At 69.1% G+C, this 19,086-nt stretch carries 16 protein-coding genes and 3 pseudogenes; 10 read left to right on the top strand and 9 right to left on the bottom strand.

All coding sequences use genetic code 11. The features are described 5' to 3' along the window. Positions 1–27: 27 nt before the first annotated feature. Complete coding sequence (locus ACZ7M3_RS05155; protein ID WP_472060845.1) at positions 28–318, bottom strand: hypothetical protein; 291 nt, start codon at positions 316–318, stop codon at positions 28–30. A gap of 79 nt (positions 319–397) precedes the next feature. Further along, a pseudogene (locus ACZ7M3_RS05150) lies at positions 398–622 on the bottom strand (3-oxoacyl-ACP synthase); the annotation flags it as partial. 369 nt (positions 623–991) lie between these two features. Between ACZ7M3_RS05150 and ACZ7M3_RS05145 the strand changes: the two are divergent. The 5 genes from ACZ7M3_RS05145 (at position 992) to ACZ7M3_RS05125 (ending at position 9,554) form a co-directional block, all read left to right on the top strand. Beyond that, positions 992–1,972 (top strand): LacI family DNA-binding transcriptional regulator, encoded by a 981-nt coding sequence (locus ACZ7M3_RS05145; protein WP_355312101.1) that lies wholly within the window; start codon positions 992–994, stop codon positions 1,970–1,972. Between the two features lie 305 nt (positions 1,973–2,277). Next, complete coding sequence (locus ACZ7M3_RS05140) at positions 2,278–3,735, top strand: MFS transporter (RefSeq protein ID WP_472060843.1); 1,458 nt, start codon at positions 2,278–2,280, stop codon at positions 3,733–3,735. Positions 3,736–3,815: 80 nt separating this feature from the next. Beyond that, positions 3,816–6,278, top strand: coding sequence for a glycoside hydrolase family 2 TIM barrel-domain containing protein (locus ACZ7M3_RS05135; RefSeq protein WP_472060841.1), 2,463 nt, complete (start codon positions 3,816–3,818; stop codon positions 6,276–6,278). Positions 6,279–6,322: 44 nt separating this feature from the next. Beyond that, positions 6,323–8,428, top strand: a complete 2,106-nt coding sequence (locus ACZ7M3_RS05130) for a hypothetical protein (protein ID WP_472060839.1) — start codon at positions 6,323–6,325, stop codon at positions 8,426–8,428. Between the two features lie 46 nt (positions 8,429–8,474). Then, positions 8,475–9,554 (top strand): family 43 glycosylhydrolase, encoded by a 1,080-nt coding sequence (locus ACZ7M3_RS05125; protein ID WP_472060837.1) that lies wholly within the window; start codon positions 8,475–8,477, stop codon positions 9,552–9,554. A gap of 584 nt (positions 9,555–10,138) precedes the next feature. Here ACZ7M3_RS05125 and ACZ7M3_RS05120 read toward each other — a convergent pair. After that, positions 10,139–10,774: a TetR/AcrR family transcriptional regulator gene (locus ACZ7M3_RS05120; protein WP_472060835.1), complete on the bottom strand. Its 636-nt coding sequence runs from the start codon at positions 10,772–10,774 to the stop codon at positions 10,139–10,141. A gap of 405 nt (positions 10,775–11,179) precedes the next feature. On the opposite strand from ACZ7M3_RS05120, the gene ACZ7M3_RS05115 reads away from it, so the two are divergent. Beyond that, positions 11,180–11,683, top strand: coding sequence for a PPOX class F420-dependent oxidoreductase (locus tag ACZ7M3_RS05115; protein WP_472060833.1), 504 nt, complete (start codon positions 11,180–11,182; stop codon positions 11,681–11,683). 309 nt (positions 11,684–11,992) lie between these two features. Further along, the gene (locus ACZ7M3_RS05110) at positions 11,993–12,652 is read left to right on the top strand and encodes a nuclear transport factor 2 family protein (RefSeq protein ID WP_472060831.1); all 660 of its coding nucleotides are present in this window, start codon (positions 11,993–11,995) and stop codon (positions 12,650–12,652) included. A gap of 257 nt (positions 12,653–12,909) precedes the next feature. Here the strand turns inward: ACZ7M3_RS05110 and ACZ7M3_RS05105 are convergent, their stop codons facing one another. From ACZ7M3_RS05105 to ACZ7M3_RS05095, 3 genes and pseudogenes are all read right to left on the bottom strand, one after another. Next, positions 12,910–13,299: a hypothetical protein gene (locus ACZ7M3_RS05105; protein WP_472060829.1), complete on the bottom strand. Its 390-nt coding sequence runs from the start codon at positions 13,297–13,299 to the stop codon at positions 12,910–12,912. 5 nt (positions 13,300–13,304) lie between these two features. Further along, positions 13,305–13,523: an alpha-L-rhamnosidase C-terminal domain-containing protein gene (locus tag ACZ7M3_RS05100; protein WP_472061043.1), complete on the bottom strand. Its 219-nt coding sequence runs from the start codon at positions 13,521–13,523 to the stop codon at positions 13,305–13,307. Beyond that, positions 13,524–13,969: pseudogene (locus tag ACZ7M3_RS05095) on the bottom strand (alpha-L-rhamnosidase-related protein); the annotation flags it as partial. It abuts the gene before it with no gap. A 114-nt stretch (positions 13,970–14,083) separates the two neighbouring features. Between ACZ7M3_RS05095 and ACZ7M3_RS05090 the strand changes: the two are divergent. Then, positions 14,084–14,377 carry a hypothetical protein gene (locus ACZ7M3_RS05090; RefSeq protein WP_472060827.1) on the top strand — a complete coding sequence of 98 codons (294 nt, stop codon included), beginning with the start codon at positions 14,084–14,086 and terminating at the stop codon, positions 14,375–14,377. Between the two features lie 397 nt (positions 14,378–14,774). Here ACZ7M3_RS05090 and ACZ7M3_RS05085 read toward each other — a convergent pair whose 3' ends face one another. Together ACZ7M3_RS05085 and ACZ7M3_RS05080 are read right to left on the bottom strand one after the other, a co-directional pair. Continuing rightward, positions 14,775–15,239: a MarR family winged helix-turn-helix transcriptional regulator gene (locus tag ACZ7M3_RS05085; protein ID WP_355312109.1), complete on the bottom strand. Its 465-nt coding sequence runs from the start codon at positions 15,237–15,239 to the stop codon at positions 14,775–14,777. Positions 15,240–15,411: 172 nt separating this feature from the next. After that, entirely contained in the window at positions 15,412–16,638 is a 1,227-nt protein-coding gene (locus tag ACZ7M3_RS05080) for an acyl-CoA dehydrogenase family protein (RefSeq protein WP_472060825.1), read from the bottom strand. A 63-nt stretch (positions 16,639–16,701) separates the two neighbouring features. Between ACZ7M3_RS05080 and ACZ7M3_RS05075 the strand changes: the two genes are divergently transcribed. Continuing rightward, positions 16,702–17,529 carry an SDR family oxidoreductase gene (locus ACZ7M3_RS05075; protein WP_472060823.1) on the top strand — a complete coding sequence of 276 codons (828 nt, stop codon included), beginning with the start codon at positions 16,702–16,704 and terminating at the stop codon, positions 17,527–17,529. Positions 17,530–17,791: 262 nt separating this feature from the next. Further along, positions 17,792–18,583, top strand: a pseudogene (locus ACZ7M3_RS05070) (amidohydrolase family protein); the annotation flags it as partial. Between the two features lie 36 nt (positions 18,584–18,619). Here the strand turns inward: ACZ7M3_RS05070 and ACZ7M3_RS05065 are convergent. After that, complete coding sequence (locus ACZ7M3_RS05065) at positions 18,620–18,994, bottom strand: winged helix-turn-helix transcriptional regulator (protein ID WP_472060821.1); 375 nt, start codon at positions 18,992–18,994, stop codon at positions 18,620–18,622. Positions 18,995–19,086: the final 92 nt, after the last annotated feature.

Raw genomic sequence — 19,086 nt, 5'->3', positions numbered from 1 at the left:
GCCATTTATCTATCTAATTGTTCTATGTTAGCGGATACGATAGCCCCGCCGGAATACACCTCCCGCTCCCGGCCATGCGGGGCTCACCGCCAGCACGGTGTCCTGGTCACCGAATCCCATGGAGTTGCTGAGGGCCAGGCCGATGCTGCGGCGGGCCTCGACCATGGTTGTGGTGACGTCGATCTCCGGGTCGGGGGTGGTGAGGTTGGCTGTGGATGGAATGACGCCATGCTCGACGGCAAGCACGGTGTAGGCGGCCTCGACAGCTCCGGCGGCACCGAGGAGGTGACCCGTGCCCCCTTGGTGGAGCTGACGCATGGACCGTCGGGCAGAACCCGGCCCGGCGCAGAGTGCGGGCCTCGACCAGGTCGTTCATCGGAGTGGAGGTGCCATGGGCGTAGACGTGGGCCACGTCCCGGACCGTGCCGCCCGTTTCGGCGAGGGCCTGGCGGATCGCCTGTTCCAGGCCTTGTCCCTCGGGGTGCGGGGAGGTGATGTGGTGGGCGTCGGCGCTGCTGCCGTGCCCCGTGATCCGGGCCCGGATCCGCGCACCACGGGCCCTCTCGTCTTCGGTCCGCTCCAGAACGAGCAGACCGGCCCCGTCGCCGACGACGAAGCCGTCGCGGCCGACGTCGAAGGGCCGGGAGGCGCCCTGCGGGTCGTCACCGCGTCCGGAGAGCGCCCCTCCTGGAAAACCCCGCCATGATCAGCGGAGTGACGAGCGCTTCGCTGCCGCCGGTGAGGACGATGGTCCGCCCTGGACGACACGCCGCGACGCCTGATGGAACGCAGCCGTGCCGGCGAGTGACGGCGCGCCCCGCCGGCCGACGGTGAAGGAGCCGCCATCCCTTGGGCTGACGCGCGTCAGTGACTGATCGGCGGGACGCGTATCATCGGGTTGCCTGCTGACGCCCGCGGCAGGTGGCAGGGCCGGGCACGGCGGTTGAGCCGCGGGGCCTGCCGCGCCGACGGCTCGGACGATCAGAGGGTCATGAAGCGTCCCGTGAAGCGGAGCACGAGCGCCGACGTCGCCCAGGCGGCCGGCGTCTCGCGCACGACCGTCAGCTATGTGCTCAACAACCGGCCGGGGCAGGCTATCCCCGAAGAGACGCGGCGGCGCGTTCTGGACGCCGCCGCGCGCTTGCAGTACCGGCCCCACGCTTCCGCCCGAGCGCTGGCGGCCGGCCGCAGCGACATCGTGCTGCTCTCCATTCCCGACCTGCCCATCGGCCCCAGCATCAGCCGCTTCGTGGAGGAACTGACCGTTTCCCTCGCGGAACACGGCCTGACCCTGGTGACCCATCTGATGGCCGCTCGCGGAAGGTCGCTGCCGGATGTGTGCGCCACCGTGGGCGCGTCAGCCGTTCTGGGTTTCGAGGGGTTCGACGAGGCCACCGTCCAGGCCCTGCACCGGCTCGGCGTAAGCGTCGTCCTGCCCGCGGCCGACACCCATCTCTCCGCCATGCCGCCCCTGGGGCGCATGCAGGCCGAGCACCTGATCGGCCGCGGTCACCGCCGGATCGGATATCTGCTGCCCTCGCCTGCGCGGTTCCTCCGGATGGGCGAGGAACGGTTGCAGGGGGTGACCGACGCCTGTAGGGACGCCGGCCTGGCACCGCCGCTCGCCCTCGGCGCCGCCGACCTCGAGATCGCCGCCCTGACCCACGTGCTCAAGCAGTGGACGGACGAAGGAGTCACTGGCGTGTGCGCGTTCAACGACGAGCACGCGATCGCGCTGCTCGCCGCCATGCGGCACCTGGAGCTGACCGCTCCGGACGACCTCGCCGTCGTCGGCGCAGACGACATCCCCATGGCGCGCTTCGCGGCTCCCCCGCTCTCCACGGTCTACTTCGACCTCCACGAAGCCGGCAGGCACCGGGCCGAAGCCGTGGTGGCCGGCCTCGCGGGGCGGAACGCGCCCCTGCCGGGCCCCGGAGCCGGCCTGCGTCTGATCGAGCGCCTCTCCGCCTGAGCCCTGCCAGGCCATCCCGCCTCGCGCGTTATCAATTCGTTATTGCGGCGCGTCTTGCTGTCGCGGCACGGCTGATGTTTTCTACTGACGCGCGTCACTGACGCGCATCACCGGCGGAAAGCATTCGAATCCTGAGCATCACGACATCGCCGGACAGCCGACCCGGCCGGACCCTCCACCCTCATCGCCCCGCAGCCAGTCCCCGCTTGCCGAACGCGCGAGAGACCCCCACACCCGCTCGATTGAAACGTTTCAGTAATTTGTTGTCCGCCAGATCACCACCCGCTCCGTCCGAAAGGCGACCCATGTCATCCACCGAGACCGTCCCAGACGCGCAAGCCGAGGAGGCCAGGTTCTCCTCGCGGCATCTCCTCGCCCTGGTCGCCCTGCTGTGGACCGTCGCGCTGAACCCCATCGCGGGTCTCCTCGGAGGCAACTCCCAGGCCGAGGTGGCGGTCCACTTCCGCACCACGCAGATCGCGTGGTTCACCCTCGGGGGCGCGCTCCTGGGTACGTTCCTGACGCCGTTCGCCATGAAGGCCGCCGCCATGTACGGCAAGAAGCGCGTCATGGTCGTCGCCACGGCGATCGGCCTGCTCGGCGACGTGATCGCGGCCCTCGCCACCGACTACTCGACGCTGTTGACCGGGCGAGTCATCGCCGGCGCCTACGGGGCCACCGTGTTCATCGCCTACGCCATGGCCCGCGACATCTTCCCGCAGCGACTGGTCGGTACGGCCAGCGGAGTGATGGCGGCCAGTATCGGCCTGGTAGGACTGGGCGGTCCGTTCCTGTCGGCCTGGCTGATCGACCACCACGGCTTCCGGGGCGCACTGTGGTTCCTCGCCGTCTCCACCACGGTGTGCCTGCTGCTCCAACTGCTCTGCGTCCCCGAGAGCCCGGTGCGGGAGGCGGCACGCCGGATGGACTGGATCGGCGGGCTGCTGCTCGGCGGCGGTCTCAGCGCCATCGTCTACGGCATCGGTGAGGGTTCGCACTGGGGCTGGACGAGCGGCAGGACCCTGGCCTGGATCGGCTTGGGCGCGCTCGCGGTGCTGCTGTTCCTTCCCTTCGAGTCCCGCGCCGCCGATCCCCTGCTCCCGCTGTCGCTGATCAAGCGGCGCCGGGTGTGGAGCGTCTTCCTGGCCACCTCGGTCGGCGCCGGCGCCACGTATGCGGTGGGCACCGTCACCATGTTCCTCACCCTCATGCCCCACATCCCGACGGTGTCCGACGGACTGGGCTGGTCGGTCACCAAGAGCGCGGTGGTCTCGTCTCCGATCAGTGTTCTGGTGATCGTGGTGGCAGTCTTCGCCGGAAAGCTCGCCGGACGCTTCGACACGCGCGTCCTGCTCGCCACCGGCGGCCTCCTGACCACCGCCGGTTTCGCCGTCGCCGCCCAACTCCACACAGAGATATGGCACTTCGTGCTGATGGGCCTGATCGCCGGTCCGGGCATGGGGCTCGTCGTCTCCGTACTGCCGATCATGGTCATCCAGTCAGTGGCACCCGAGGAGCAGGCCCTGGCCAACGGCTCCCAGTGGCTGATCCAGAGCGTCATCCAGGTGATCGTCAGCCAACTGGTGTTCACGGTGTTGGCCCAGGACGGCACGGTCATGAGGGGCACGCAGTTCTACCTGGACGGCGGGTTCGCGAACGGGTTCCTGCTCGTCGCCGGAGCGTGCGCTCTGGGTGCCCTGCTGGTGGCCGCGATCCCGAAGGCCCGCCGCATCCACACCGTGGAGGCAGGCCAGGCGGCCTGAACCACCCACCCATGAACCGGCTTCCGCCCGCGGTCGGCCCCCGCCCCGGGACCGGCCACGTACGACAGACGAGGCAGGAAATGCTCCGCACCTCCTTCAACGACGACTGGCAGACCCGGCGCAAGGTGAATCCCTTCGCCGAACTGTCCGGCCCCGTCGCCCCGTTCCAGTCCGTCACCCTGCCGCACGACGCGATGATCGGCCAGGACCGCATCCCACCAGAGGGCGACGTGACCATGGAGGGCGGCGCGGGCGCCTACTTCCCCGGCGGCGTCTTCGAGTACCGCAAGACGTTCTTCGTACCGGAGGAACTGCGGGGCAAGCGCGTCCTCTTCGAGTTCGAGGGCGTCTACCGCGACGCCACCGTCCACATCAACGGCGACTACGCCGGCCAACGCCCCTACGGCTACTCCCACTTCCACATCGACGCCGACCCCTACCTGCGCTACGGCCAGGACAACGAGATCCGCGTGGAGGCACGCGCCCACCAGGACTCCCGCTGGTACACCGGGGCCGGCATCTACCGAGACACCTGGATGCTGACCGGCGACGTGGTGCGCATCGTCCCGGACGGAGTACGGGTCACCACGCTGGACGTCGAGGACGACCGGGCGGTGGTCGAGGTCGCGACCCGGCTGCGCAACGACTCGATCGCCCTGCGCACCCTCGACCTCGGCGTGAACGTCCACGACGCCACAGGGGATGTCGTGGCGGCCGACACCACCAAGGTCACCGTGCTGCCTGGCGAGGAGTCGATCGTCCGCTCGCGCCTCTACCTGCGCGAGGCACGCCTGTGGGACGTCGACAGTCCGCATCTGTACGGCTGCCGGGTCACCCTGAGCGACGCCGACGAGCTGGTGGACAGCGAGGGCGCGGACTTCGGTATCCGCTCGCTGCAGCTCGACCCCGAGCGGGGCCTGCGCATCAACGGCCGCGGTGTCAAGTTGCGGGGCGCGTGCGTCCACCACGACAACGGCCCTCTCGGCGCCGCCACTTACGCCCGCGCCGAGGAACGACGGGTAGAACTCCTCAAGGAGGCCGGCTTCAACGCCGTCCGCATCTCCCATCAGCCGATGAGCAAGGCCATGTTGGACGCCTGCGACCGGCACGGCATGCTCGTCGTCGACGAGACCTTCGACGTGTGGACGTCCGCCAAGAGCGGCTTCGACTACAGCCTGCACTTTCCCGAGTGGTGGGAGCGCGACCTGGAGGCGATGGTCGCCAAGGATTACAACCACCCCAGCGTCATCATGTACTCGATCGGCAACGAGATCCCCGAGACGGGCTCTCCCTTCGGCGCCGCCTGGGGACGCAAGCTGGCCGAGAAGATCCGCTCGCTCGACAGCGACCGCTACGTCACCAACGCCGTCAACGGCTTCCTGGCCGTCATGTCCGACCTCGCCGCCCTGCGCCAGAAGCCGGAGCAGGTGCAGCAGCAGGCGGCCGAGAGCGGCGCGGGCGTCAACTCCCAGATGGCCGACGCGAGCGACATGCTGAACGCCGTCAGCGCCTCCGACCTGGTCACCCGGCGCACCGCCGAGACCTTCAGCGTCCTCGACGTCGCCGGCATGAACTACGCCGACAGCCGCTACGCCCTCGACCATGAGCTCTTCCCGAACCGGGTCATCCTGGGCACCGAGACCTTCCCCACCCGCATCGACCGCAACTGGCAGCTGGTGGAGCAGTACAGCCACGTCATCGGCGACTTCACCTGGACCGGCTGGGACTACCTCGGCGAGGTCGGCATAGGCCGCCCCCAGTACGCGACCCCCGAGCACCCCCGGCCCGTCCACACCGCTCCCTTCCCCCACCTCCTCGCGGGCTGCGGCGACATCGACATCACCGGCCACCGGCGCCCCGCCTCCTACTACCGCGAGATCGTCTTCGGCCTGCGCACCGCCCCCTACATCGCCGTCCAGCGACCCGAGAGGCACGCTCTGACTCCCATCGGCAGCCCCTGGGCCTGGAGCGACAGCATCGCCAGCTGGACCTGGCCCGGCTGGGAGGGCAAGCCGATCACCGTCGAGGTCTACAGCGATGCCGACGAGGTCGAACTCATCGGCAACGGCAACTCCTTCGGGCGACGGCCGGTGGGCGCCGAGCACCGCTTCCGCGCCGAGTTCGAGATCGTCTACGTACCCGGAGAACTGGTCGCCGTCGCCTACCGGGACGGCGTCGAGACCAGCCGCACCAGCCTGCGGTGGGCCAACGGCCCCGTCCGGCTGACCGCCGAAGCCGATCGCCGGGTTGTCCGGACGACGGGCGGCGACCTGGCCTACGTCACCCTGACCCTGACCGACGCGGACGGCACCTGCCACACCGCCGCCGACCGCCTGGTGAGCGTCGAGGTCTCCGGTGCCGGGGAGCTGATCGGGTTCGGCAGCGCCGCCCCGTCGACCGAGGAACGGTTCGACACCACGGAACGCCGTACGTACGAGGGCCGCGCGCTGGCCGTCCTGCGCCCCACCGCTGCCGGCAAGATCCTGCTGACCGCGACCGCGCCGGGATGCGATCCGGTGGACGTCGTCGTCACGACCGAATAGCCCCCCGCATAGTCGCAGAGCGACCCCTACCAGGAACGATGATAATGATCGACCGTCAATCCCTCGTCCGCCGCCACACCGTCGAGATCGACCGGCCCGACCCGTCCCACGTGCTGACGGTCGGCAACGGCGACTTCGCCTACACCGCCGACATCACGGGCATGCAGTCGTTCCCCGCCTACCACGACCAGGCCACCGCGATGGCGGAACGCCGCCTGGCGGTGAACACCGCGACGATGACCACCTGGGGCTGGCACGCCATGCCCAATCCCGAGGGGTACACCCTCGCGGACGCCATGTCCGAGCACAACACGGCCCGGGGGAACGTGAGTTACCCGGACAAGTTCGGCCTCGCCGCCATGATGGGCGGCGACCTGCCGGAGGACTTCCGGCCCGGAGCCTGGCTGAGCGTCAACCCGCAGCGGCTCGACCTGGGCCATATCGGACTCCAGCTGCGCCCATCCCGCGATTCCGAGCCCGAGACCACACCCGAAGCACTGGCAGAGACCCACCAGAGCCTCGATCTGTGGACCGGAACCATCAGCAGCCGGTTCACCTATGCCGGCCACGGGGTGAAGGTCACCACCGTCGCCGATCCCGAGCACACCCGCGTCGCCTTCCGCATCGAGTCCCCGCTGCTCACCAGCGGCCTCGCCGGAATCGTGATCCGCTTCCCCTACGCGAGCGACGGCTTCTTCCAGACCAGTGACTGGGCCTCACCCGAGCGCCACCAAACCGACCTCCGGCAGGCCGGCGAACACGGCTGCGTCATCCTCCGAACCCTCGACGACACCACATACACGGTCCGGCTGACCTGGTCGGCAGGTTCCGTACGACCGACGGAGAACCCCCACGAGTACGTGCTGACCACGACGTCGGACATCCTCGAACTCGTCGCATCCTTCTCACCGGACGGCAAGCCAGACATCGCTGACAGGGACTTCACCTCGCTGGCGGAGGCCGCAGCCGCGCGCTGGCGGAACTTCTGGAACTCCGGTGCCGCCGTCGACTTCACCGGCAGCACCGATCCCCGGGCCGCCGAACTGGAGCGGCGGGTCGTGCTCTCGCAGTACCTCACGGCGGTCAACTGCTCCGGCACCCAACCGCCGCAGGAGACCGGGCTGATCACCAACTCCTGGCACGGCAAGTTCCACCTGGAGATGCACTGGTGGCACGCCGCCCACTTCGCCACCTGGGGGCGCCCGGAACTGCTCGAACGCAGCCTCGACTGGTACCTGTCCATCCTCCCCGAGGCCCGGGCCACCGCCCGCCGCCAACGCTACGAGGGGGCACGCTGGCCCAAACAGACCAGCCCCGATGGCCGGGAGAGCCCCTCGGACATCGGGGTGTTCCTTCTCTGGCAGCAGCCGCATCCTCTCTACCTCCTCGAACTGCTGCACCGCAGTCGCCCCGAGGGTGAGCGACAGCATCTGGTGCCACGCTTCGCCGAACTCGTCGAGGAGACCGCCGCGTTCATGGCCTCCTTCGTGGAGGAACACGACGGCACCTACCACCTGCGGGCTCCCCTGGTCCCCGCTCAGGAGTTCTACGACGCAACGACCACCGAGGACCCCACCTTCGAACTCGCCTACTGGTGGTGGGGGTTGGAGATCGCCCAGAGGTGGCGTGAGCGCGCCGGCCGTGAACGGGACAAGCAGTGGCAGCGGATCCAGGACGGCCTGGCCGCCCCGCACCGGCGCGACGGTCTGTACACGGCCATCGCCACCGAGCCGTACCTGCGCCGTGACGACCACCCCGCCCTGCTGTGCGCCTTCGGATTCCTCCCGGCCACCCCACACGTCGACCCCGGCGTCATGACCGCGACCCTCCAGGACGTCCAGGAGAACTGGGATTGGAACAGCGCCTGGGGCTGGGACTTCCCGGTCATGGCGATGACCGCCACGCGCGTCGGCCGACCCGACCTCGCAGTGGACGCACTGCTCATGGAGACCCCGAAGAACCACTACCTTCCCACCGGCCACACGCCCCAGATCGGCAGCCTCCTGCCCGTCTACCTGCCCTCCAACGGCGCCCTGCTCGCAGCCGTATCCCTCATGGCCGCCGGCTGGGACGGAGCAGGCGCCGACCGCCCCGGTTTCCCGGCCGCCGGCTGGTCCGTACAGCACGAAGGCTTCACGCCCTGGCCCTGACGACACCTCGCCCGGTCACCGCACACCCCCCGAACAGGAACCGCTCATGAGCGCAGCACCTCACTCGTCGATACGCCCGGGGCAGCCCTGGTACGACACCTCCGGCAACCGCATCCAGGCGCACGGCGGATCGATCACCCACATCGACGGCACCTTCTACTGGTACGGCGAGAACAAGGAGAACACCAAGCCGGGCAGCGGCATCTGGCACTGGGGCATCCGCTGCTACGCCTCCACCGACCTCTACAACTGGGAGGACAAGGGGCTGATCATCCCGCCCCAACCGGACGACCCCGGCTCCCCGCTTCACCCCGCCAAGCAGGTGGACCGGCCGCACATCACCTACAACGCGTCGACGAAGCAGTACGTGTGCTGGCTCAAGATCATGGGCGAGATCACCGGCGAGGGGCACACCCAGGAGAGCACGGTCCTGGTGGCCGACGACTTCCTCGGCCCCTACCGCGTCGTACGCACCGGGCTGCGCCCGCTCGGGATGAACGCCGGTGACTTCGACCTTGCCGTCCATCCGGCCGACGGCAAGGCGTACTACTACTTCGAACGCATCCACAGCGAGCTGGTCTGCGCCGACCTGACCGACGACTACACCGACGTCACCGGCTACTACTCGACACACTTCCCGCACCCGCACCCGCCGTACGTCCGCGAGGCCCCCGCCCACTTCACCCGGGGCGGACTGCACTACCTGATCACGTCGGGCACCTCGGGCTACTTCCCCAACCGCTCGGAGGTGGCCGTCGCACGCTCGCACCACGGCCCCTGGACCGTACTGGGCGACCCACATCCCGACGACGCGTTCGGCACGTCCCACCGCTCCCAGATCAGCCAGGTGTTCAAGCATCCCCACAAGAAGGATCTGTACATAGCCCTCGCCGACCGGTGGCTGCCCGGGCTGGCTCCAGAGCTGACCCAGCGCATCCAGGAAGGAATGAAGAGGCACTACGCCAGAGCGCCGGAGCCCACCGCCGCCACCCCCGCCTCCTTCCCCAAGGAACTGCTGGAGCCCGACACCTCGATCGCGGACTACGTGTGGCTGCCCCTGCGCTTCGACGGCGAGGTGGCCTTCGTGGACTGGCACGACGAGTGGCGGATCGAGGACTACGACTGACGCGATCCGTCCTCGCCCTCGCGCTCGACTTCGTCGTCGGCGCCCTGAGGAGGACCACCGCACCGACCGGAGTGGATCACGGGCTTCTGCAACACCCGCCGAATGCACAGCGTGTGCGGTTTCGTCAGCCCGGTGCAGTTCGTTCGGCAGTACCGGGCCGAGCAGGTCTTGCAGGAAGCAGCCCAGGAACTCTCCACGCCGCGAGCGGATTGACAGCTTCGACTCCAAGCCAGCCTTGATCGAGTCCGTCATCCAAACGACAGCACGCCATGTTCAGCCACGTCGTGCACTGTCGCCTCGGCGCGGCACTCGCCCGGCTCGAGGGACGTGTCGCCCTCGAGGCGGTACTCAACCGGTTTCCCCGAATCAAAGATTCGATATGCCCCTGGCGGGTCACCCACGTCGGGGGTGCGGGACTGGGACTCCATGCCGACGATCAGCGACGGTGGAGGCATGCGTGGCGGCCCTGTTGCAGGCGCGCAGGGTCGCCTCCAGTGCCGACGCCTGCACAGGCGTCGGCAGCCCCACTGCCGGTGACCCGCAGGGCAGTTGTTCGCGTTTCCTGGCTCCGTCAGGCAGCCGGATCAGACGGGCGGCGGCTCGACAGGCCGACCCGGAGGGACGTGGTCACCGCCTGGCGGGAATCCTTCGAAGCGCTGCAGGTACTCCTCGATGAGTGCGAGCACCTCGTCGTGTCCGTCGGTGATGCCGAGTACACCGTCCATGGCCATGATGCGGGGCAGGCCGCCCAGCAGGACGGTCAGGGCGGCCGGGGACAGTCGGCCGGTGTCGACGCCTCGGGTACGCAGGGCGCTCGTGAGCGCCTCCTTCTGCATGTGCCGGAACCTGCGCGAGTAGGCGACGAGTTCGCTCCGGACAGCCTCGCGGTGGTTCGCGAGGGCGATGAACTCCATGGTCAGCGCGGCGTCGTGGGGTTCGCTGACGACCTTCCACAGCGCGCGCAGCGGATGGTCGCCCGCCGCGGCGTGCTCCAGGCGCCTGAGGTTCGCCTCGGCGCCGCGCCGGAACACGGCCAGGAACAGCTCGTCCATCGTGCGGAAGTAGTAGTAGACGAGCGCTGGATTGGCTCCCGCCTTCGCGGCGACCTTGCGCGTGCTGACTGCGGCGTACCCCGACTCCAGCATCAGCTGCACAGTCGCGTCGAGCAGTGCCGTGCGGGTCTTCGAATCCTCAGCTCCGGCCGGACGCGTACCGCTCATGGCGTCGCCTGCGGACGAGGCGTTTCGGTGGAGGTACAAGGCAGAGGCACTCGGCCACTGTAGCCGTCCATGACCGGCCGAACTGCACGCGTTGGGCAGTTGACTAAACCGGAACTTAGGCAGTTGACTAAATACGGCGTCCGGTGCGGGGACCGGCTCGTGGTGGTGCGCTCGGAGAGCGGAGGAGACCGTGCACGTGGACAACAGTTCTGGCGGAGTCGCTGCCATGTCGGCCGGTCCGCGATGGCTGGTCAACGGCTGGGCCGCAGGGTGCGGGCCCCTGGGCGGCCGGATCGAAGGCGACGTCTCCCCCTCGTGCCGGGCGGACGGACCGCATGCGCACACCGCTCCCGCCAGGCGGCACCCAGCGGCGGGATCGCGCCGGTTCACCCAGGGACCGCGACCGTGAGGGCCTCCGGTCAGAAGGCGCTCTGGGAGATCGTCGTCGGTGCCCGCGAGGGCGTGCTCGCCACCATCGGCCGCGATGGTCGACCGCACCTGTCGAACGTGTACTACGTCCCCGACGACGGCCCCGGCGACGGCCTGCGGACCATCCGCATCTCCACAACAGCGGGACGGGCCAAGGGCCGTAACCTGCTGCGCGATCCCCGCGCGGTACTGCATGTTCCCGGGCCCGACTTCTTCAACTTCGCCGTCGTGGAAGGCACCGTGAGCCTGGGCCCGGCCACCGCGCCGGGTGAGCCGGCGATAGACGAACTGCATGCAGTGAACACGGTGTTCAACGGCGAGGCGGAACGGCCGGCCTTCGACCACCGCATGATCCGGGACCGGCGGATGGTCGTACGGCTCCGGGTGACGAACCTCTACGGCCTGGTCCACAGGAGCGCGCGCCGACGCGACACCCCCGAGACCTCCGCGGGCCAGGCGGACCTGGGCAGGCAGCGGTGACTGGCCCTGCGACGAAGGGGCGCGGTGGTACGCCGCGGCAGATCGCACGGCGACGATCCGGAATGCCGCATCGCACCCTCCCTACCGGCCGACGTCGCTAAGGCTCATGCGCCGCACCACCCTGGTCGGCGGGGAAGCAGTCGCCTGAGAAGGAGGACCGCTACCTCGGCACCCGCACGGTGGTCTACCGACTCCGCGCGCTGCCGAGGCGGCCCGCACCGCCGTGACACCAGCCCCTACGACCGGGACCTACCGGCCCACACCGCCGACGGCACGACACTTCGGCGACGGCGAACGGACACCCACGGCATGACCACCAAAGACAACGAAGACACCAGCACTCGCCCCGCCGACTCGGGCGACGCCAGCCCCCGGCAAAGTGGCACTGCACCCAACGAAACAGCGGACTCGGGCTCGAGCCGACTCGCCCAACTGGAGCGGAACGTGCGGTATCTGATGGACCGCACCGCCATCCTGGACTGCGTCGCCCAGCACGCGCGCGGCCACGACCGCCACGACAGCGACCTGCTCACCGCCGCCTACCACACCGACGGCATCGACGAACACGGGCACAGCGTCAACCCCGGCCCCCAGTACGCGGACTGGGCGAACGCCGTGCACGCCGCCAGCGCCCAGCTCCACACGCACAACATCACCACCCACACCTGCGAGATCGACGGCGACACCGCCCACTGCGAGAGCTACGTACTGGTTGGCCTGCTCCACCACGACGGAAAGACCGCACAGCTGATGAGCGGCCGCTACCTCGACCGACTCGAACGCCGCGACGGCGCCTGGCGGATCGCGGCACGCCGCTCCACCGTCGAACTCGCCCTCACCGCCGACGCCTCCCTCCTGCGGTCCTCCTTCTTCACCAAGCAGGGCTTCGTCAAAGGAACCCGCGACACGACCGACCTGTCCTACCAACGACCCCTGCGGCACGACACCGAACCACCGGAGCGCTGGTGACCCGACGACGCAGCATCGGCCGAGACGGGAGCAGCGCTTGATCGTCACTGACGTGCAAGTCGGCGCGGGTCTCGATTCGGGTGGACCCCCAGCAGCGGCGGCCGGCTCGCCGCCACGGCCGAATCCAACACCGCCGGGCAACGGTCTGCCAGGCAGGTCGAGCACCTACTCCGCAGTCGTCGCCCACGAAGCGGGAGCGACGCGTTCGGCCACGGCCCATGCCGTCCAGCAGCGCCTTTCCTCTTACCGAGCCGCGCTCAGGTCTTGCGGGGCAACCAGTTGTCGATGTCTGCCCAGGAGCTGTGGTTGGCGGTGAGTAGTAAAGCGGCCAGGCGGCGTCGGAGGTCGTCCGCGCCCGGACCGCCATCGAGAACGGTGAACGCGTCTGCTGCCCTCGCGGCGGGCTCGTTGAGGACGCGCGCGAGGCAGTCGGCCGCTGAAGCCTCGTCGTCCGCCGCACCGGCCTCGACCGAGACGGCGACGACACGCGTCCAGATCTCCTCGGCGTCGAGCGTGTCGCGGACGGTCGGCTCGGCGGGGAGTTCCGTCGGCGTCGCGTACGGGTCGTCGGCCTCCCAGGCATATGTACCGTGTCCGACCTGGACCGGTTCCTGTCCCGGGATGTGCACGGTGGCGGTGCTGCCCACCGGCATCACCGCCCGCAGGGTGAATCTGCCGTGGAGCGCTGCCAGGACACGGCGGCCTCGCCGTACGGGGTCAGGTGGCGGGCCGACGCGGAGGTGAGGGCGCGGCCGGGCAGCGGACGGACGAGCAGCTTCCGGTATCCAGAGGCGGCGGGGGCGAGTCCTGCGACGGTGCGGTGCAGCCAGTCGGCGACAGCGCCGAGCGCGTAGTGGTTGAAGGAGGTCACCTCGCCTGGGTTGACGCTGCCGTCGGGCAGGATGCTGTCCCAGCGTTCCCAGACGGTGGTGGCGCCCATGGTGACCGGGTAGAGCCAGGACGGGCAGCCGGTTTGCAGGAGCAGCCGGTACGCCGCATCGACCTCGCCGGCGGCGGTGAGTGCGTCGGCCATCAGCGGGTGCCGACGAAGCCGGTCGCGATCCGGAAACCGGCCCCGCGGACCAGGTCCGCCAGGTTCCGGCCGGCGCGGTGGCGCTGTTCCTCGGTGGACAGTAGCGCCCACTCCAGCGCCAGCGCGTACGCGGTCGGCGTGTCGCCGAGCACTCGGCCGCCCGCGGTGACGTACTCCCCGGAAAAGGCCGCCCGGACCCGCGCCGCCAACTCGGCGTAGTGCCGGGCGGGTTCGCCATCGCCGAGCAGCCCTGCCGCGCGAGCCACCACGTTCGCGGAGCGCACCAGGTGCGCCGTGGCGACCAGTGAGGGGTCGGTCCTGGCCAGGAGCGGATTCTCCGTCGGAGCAGCTTCCTGGAAACGATCACCCTGTCCGGGGCACGCATGGATGTGTTCGCGGTGATCGAGCACGCCAGCCGCCGGATCCGGATCCTCGGCGCCACCGCGCACCCCACCGGCGGGTGGGTGACGCAAGCCGCGAAGAACCTTGTCATGGACCTCGAAGACGCCGGCTGCCGGGCCAGGTTGCTGATAGGGGACCGGGACGGGAAGTTTCCCGCCCTGTTCGACGCCGTCCTCAACGATGCGGGGATCGAGGCAGTACTCAGCGGAGTACGGATGCCTCGCATGAACTCGATCATGGAACGGTGGGTGCAGACCCCTGTCGGCGCGAGCTGCTGGACCGCACCCTGATCCGGAACCAGCACCACCTGCTCCACGCACTACGCGAGTTCGAGAGGTTCCACAACGAGCGCAGGCCGCACCAGACACTCGCCAACGCCCGCCCCCCTCCACCCGCCGCCCGCCCCGATCGAGGACTCGAACCGGATCACCCATCTGGACATTCGATGACGAGCGCGGCCCGGTGGCACGCTCCACAAGTACCGACATACCGCCTGACCAGCATGGATGAGGTATTCGGCAAGGGCACCCCTCCGACGCGAACGTGGCCGTCCCGACGACGATCCCGCCGAAGTTCACGAACATCCCCATCAGCATCGGAGCCGGAGGACTCCTCAGAAACCATCACATCCCTCACCACCCCTGCTCCTCAACCGGCCAGCCCCATGTCCAGCAGCTTTTCTTGTTGTTAAGCCTTTTTCGCGCCGCTCTGCTCCCGGACGGCGTCGAACATCGAGGTGAAAGCGGGACTCTCGGCGAGGCTGCCCAGCAGGACATGAAGCGAGTGTCGTTCAGTGGTGCCCAGGTCGGCGAGGATTTCGCCGTCGAGACCGACGAGTGTGCGGTTGAGGTCGGCCAGGACCTTGCGCCCGTCTTCGGTGATATCGACGGCGTACCGACGTCGGTCCTGCGGATCGCGTGTCCGCTCGGCAAATCCTGCCCGCTCCAGGTCGTCAAGACTCGTCACCATTGTCGCCGGGTCGATGCGCAGGAACGTGCCGAGCGCCAGCTGCGGCATGGCCCCGTTGTCCGCCAAGGCCTGCAGGACGCTGTAGTGCCGCACTCGCAGGCCGGTACCGCTGATGCCGACCTCGGCGATCCTGAATGCCACCTGCCCGAGTTTGACCAGCAGGCAGACCGTGTGTTCGGCCACCGTCCCCGGTACCAGCGGAGCCTCGGACATCATTTATCCCGCCCATGGTTAGTCCTACGTATGATCCGGTTCCATCGTACGAGAGAGCCCGGGGCGGCCGAACCGCGGAAGGGATCTCCATGCACAGAAGCGGGGCTCGCGGCGCAGGGTATGTGCGGTACGTGCAGAGCCGTCAGCCGACGATGTTCCGGCCGAAGATCTGCCGGGCAATGACCCATTTCTGGATCTCATTGGTGCCCTCGTAGATCTCGCCGATCTTGCTGTCCCGGTAGATCGCCTCAACGGGACCGGGGCTGCCGTCGGCACCCAGTTCGCGCGCGAAGCCGAGGCCTCCGAAGGCCTGGACGGCGTCGCGTGCCATGTCCACCGACAGCTTGGTGGCGTAGTACTTCGCCATCGCGGCCTCGGGTTCCGGGGACGGGTTGCCGGCGTCCAGGCGCAGGGCGGCCTTGGTGCAGAGCGTACGGGCGTTGTCGATCTCGGTGGCCCGTTCGGCGAGGAGGAACTGCCAGTGCTGGTTGGCGGCCACCGGCTTGCCGAAGGCGTGCCTCGTCGACAGGTGGGCCACGGTGTGGTCGAAGGCGGCCTGCGCCATGCCGACCCCGGCGGCCGCGATGCCGATCCGGCCGTAGGTCAGAGTGGACAGCGCGTGGCGCAGCCCGTGCCCCTCGGAGCCACCGAGGAGGTCGTCGTCGGACAGGTGCACATCCGTGAAGCGGATGTCCGCGGTGAGCTGACCGCGGTTGCCCATCTTGCGGTCGGCAAGGCCGACTTCCACGCCCGGAAGTGCCGTGTCGACGATGAACATGCTCAGCCGTGTGCCGGTCCGGGCGAGAACCACCACGAACCCGGCGACGGGCGAGTTGGAGATCCACCGCTTGTGGCCGTTCAGCACCCAGCCGACCTCGGTGCGTATGGCCTCGGTCCGAACCGCCTGCGGGGACAGGTCGCTGGAGGCATCCGGCTCGGTGGTGGCGAACGCGCCGACCACCGAGCCCTCCGCGACCTTTCGCAGCCATCGCTGCTGCTGCTCCTCGGTGCCCTGCCGCAGAGCGTTGCCCGCCAGGATGCAGTGCACGTCGAAGACGGCCGCGACGCTGCTGGAGTAGTAGGCCAGTTCCTCGATGGCCGCGGCGGTGGCGGTAGCCGGGTGGGTCAGACCGTCGCCGCCGACCTCGCCGGGGAAGGGAGTCCGGAAGACCCCCGCCGATGCGAGCGCGTCGAACACCTGCCGGGGGAAGCCGTCCGTGCGCTCGTCGCCTCCCGCGATCGCCGTGGCGTGCGGAGCCACTTCGCGCTCCGCGATCCGGCGCACGGCAGCCCGAACGGACTGTGTCTCTTTGGGTGCCAGGAGCTCGTGGTACAGCCGGTCGCTCTGGCGTGTGGGAGTGAAAGTCATGCGCGGACCGTATCATTAGCATCACGTATCATTCGCTCCACGATCAATTTTGGAGGTTCGACCATGACACGGATGCTGGCCGGCAGGACTGTCCTGATGTCGGGAGGCAGCCGCGGGATCGGGCTCGCCATCGCCCTGCGCGCGGCCCGCGACGGTGCGAACGTGGTGATGCTCGCCAAGACCGCCGTGCCGCACCCGAAGCTCGAAGGCACGGTGCACACCGCGGTCGAAGAGGTGGAGCGCGCGGGCGGCAAGGGGCTGGCCGTCGTCGGTGACGTCCGAAACGAGGACGATGTGCTCACCGCCGTCCACGCGGCGGTGTCCGCCTTCGGTGGCATCGACATCGTGGTGAACAACGCCAGCGCGATCGACCTGTCGTCGTCGGAGCAGCTGGAGATGAAGCGGTACGACCTGATGCAGGACATCAACACGCGTGGCACGTTCCTGCTGAGCAAGGCCGCGATCCCGCACCTGCGCGAGTCGGAAAACCCGCACATCCTCACGCTCTCCCCGCCGCTGAACCTCGCGCCGTACTGGGTGGGGAAGCATCTCGGTTACACGCTGTCGAAGTACGGTATGAGTCTGTGCACCATCGGGCTCGCCGAGGAGCTCGCCGACGACGGCATCGCCGCCAACTCGTTGTGGCCGCGAACCCTGATCGACACAGCCGCCGTACGCAACGTGGTCGGCGGCGCCGGGCAGGCCCGCAGTCCGCAGGTCATGGCTGACGCCGCGTACGCCATCCTCACCCGTGACGCGCGGAAGTGCACCGCCAACCTGTTCATCGACGATGAGGTCCTGTCGGCCGAAGGCGTCACCGACCTGTCCGTCTACAGCCCTGCCGGCTTTGAGGGTGATCTCGCGCTCGACCTATTCGTCGATCCGGCCTGATCCCGCTCTGTCCATCCTGCTCGGCGCGGCTCTGCCGTGCGAACGGCGCCGGGTTGGCGAAACCGCACACGCTATGCATTCCGCGGGGTGTCATAGAGGTCCGCGATCCACGTGCCGATCCTGATCCGGGCCTCGGCCCGGGCGCGAAAGTGCTGCCGGTGGACGTCTCCACCGGCAGCACGCTGTTGAACGCCTCGGAGACGGCGTTGTCGCAGCGCGAGCCCACCCGCCCCATCGCAGCGGCACCGACACCTACGTCAAGCTGCCCAACGACATCATCACCGGGGCGAGTTCGATCAGCGTCGACTTTCGACGTGCAAACCGACCCCGACATGGGCAGACCGTACTCACGCGCGGTCTGCGGCTGGCGCATCAGCGGCGGTACACCCCGGACTACGACGCCACGGCGGACGCCTACCTGTCGCTGCTGGACGCTCATGACCTCGCGGCCGGGGTTCTGGTGCAGCCGAGCTTCCTCGGATCGGACGACTCCTACCTGATGGACGCCCTCGGCAAGACACCGGAACGCCTCCGCGGCGTGGCCGTCATCGACTCCCACACGCCGGGAGAAGAACTCGACCGGCTCGTGGAGGCGGGCGTGTGCTGGATCCGCCTCAACCTGATCAGCCGCCCGGTACCCCCGCCGGGTGAGCCGCTCTGGCGGCGACTCGCCCACGAACTCGCCGCCCCTGGCCTGCACTTGGAAGTGCAGGCCCATCAGCGACAGCGGGAGGAGCTGGAGCCGCGGCTGCTTCGCCGGCCCGACGCGGTGGTCGTCGATCATCTGGGGCTACCGGTGGTCTCGTCGCTGTCCTACCCGGGCTCCGCCGCGCTCTCCCGGCTACTGAACGCGCAGCATGTGTGGGTGAAGGCGGCCGCACCCTATCGTTCGGCGCCGCAGGCGGCCACAGCGATGCTGCGAGACCTGCTGAGTACCGGAGGCGGCAAGCGGGTGCTGTGGGGATGCGACTGGCCCTGGACCCGGCACGAGGAAGGCCGCCTCTACAGCACGACCCTGGCATGGTTCACGGCGGAACTCAGCCCGACCGAAGCCTGGCGAATCCTGGGACTCCCTTGCCTCGGTACATGGTCAGGGAGGGCCGCCCCCAGCAGGATCGCCGAGGTGGGCCAGTGCCCAGCCACGGAGCTCCTCCAGGGCCGGGCGGATCGCCACTCCGGCCTGCGTCAGGTGGTACCGCACCCGAAGTGGCGGCCCTTCCCTCACCTCGCGCACAACCAGACCCGCCGCCGCCAGGTGGGCCAGCCGATCGGAGAGTATTCGCTCGCTGATGCCGGGAACAGCACGGCGCAACTCGGCGAAGTGCGCGGGACCGGCGAGGAGCACGACGAGGAGCGGACCGCTCCAGCGCTTGCCCAGCACGTCGAAGACGCGCGTTGTCACCGCGTCCACCTGACGGCTCTTGCCCTCCTCGCGCCGCTCGGCCGAGCTGTCACGCCCTTTCATGGCTTCCCTCTCATGGTGGTCGTGCGGCGCGAGGGTGCCACCGACACTGATCGAAATGCCACATCGCGGTCTCTCTTCTTCGCCTGGTGAGT

This window comes from Streptomyces sp. NPDC111656 (genome assembly GCF_055656965.1).
Note: the sequence above shows the minus strand (reverse complement) of the source record. Positions and strands in the feature narration are given on the sequence as shown.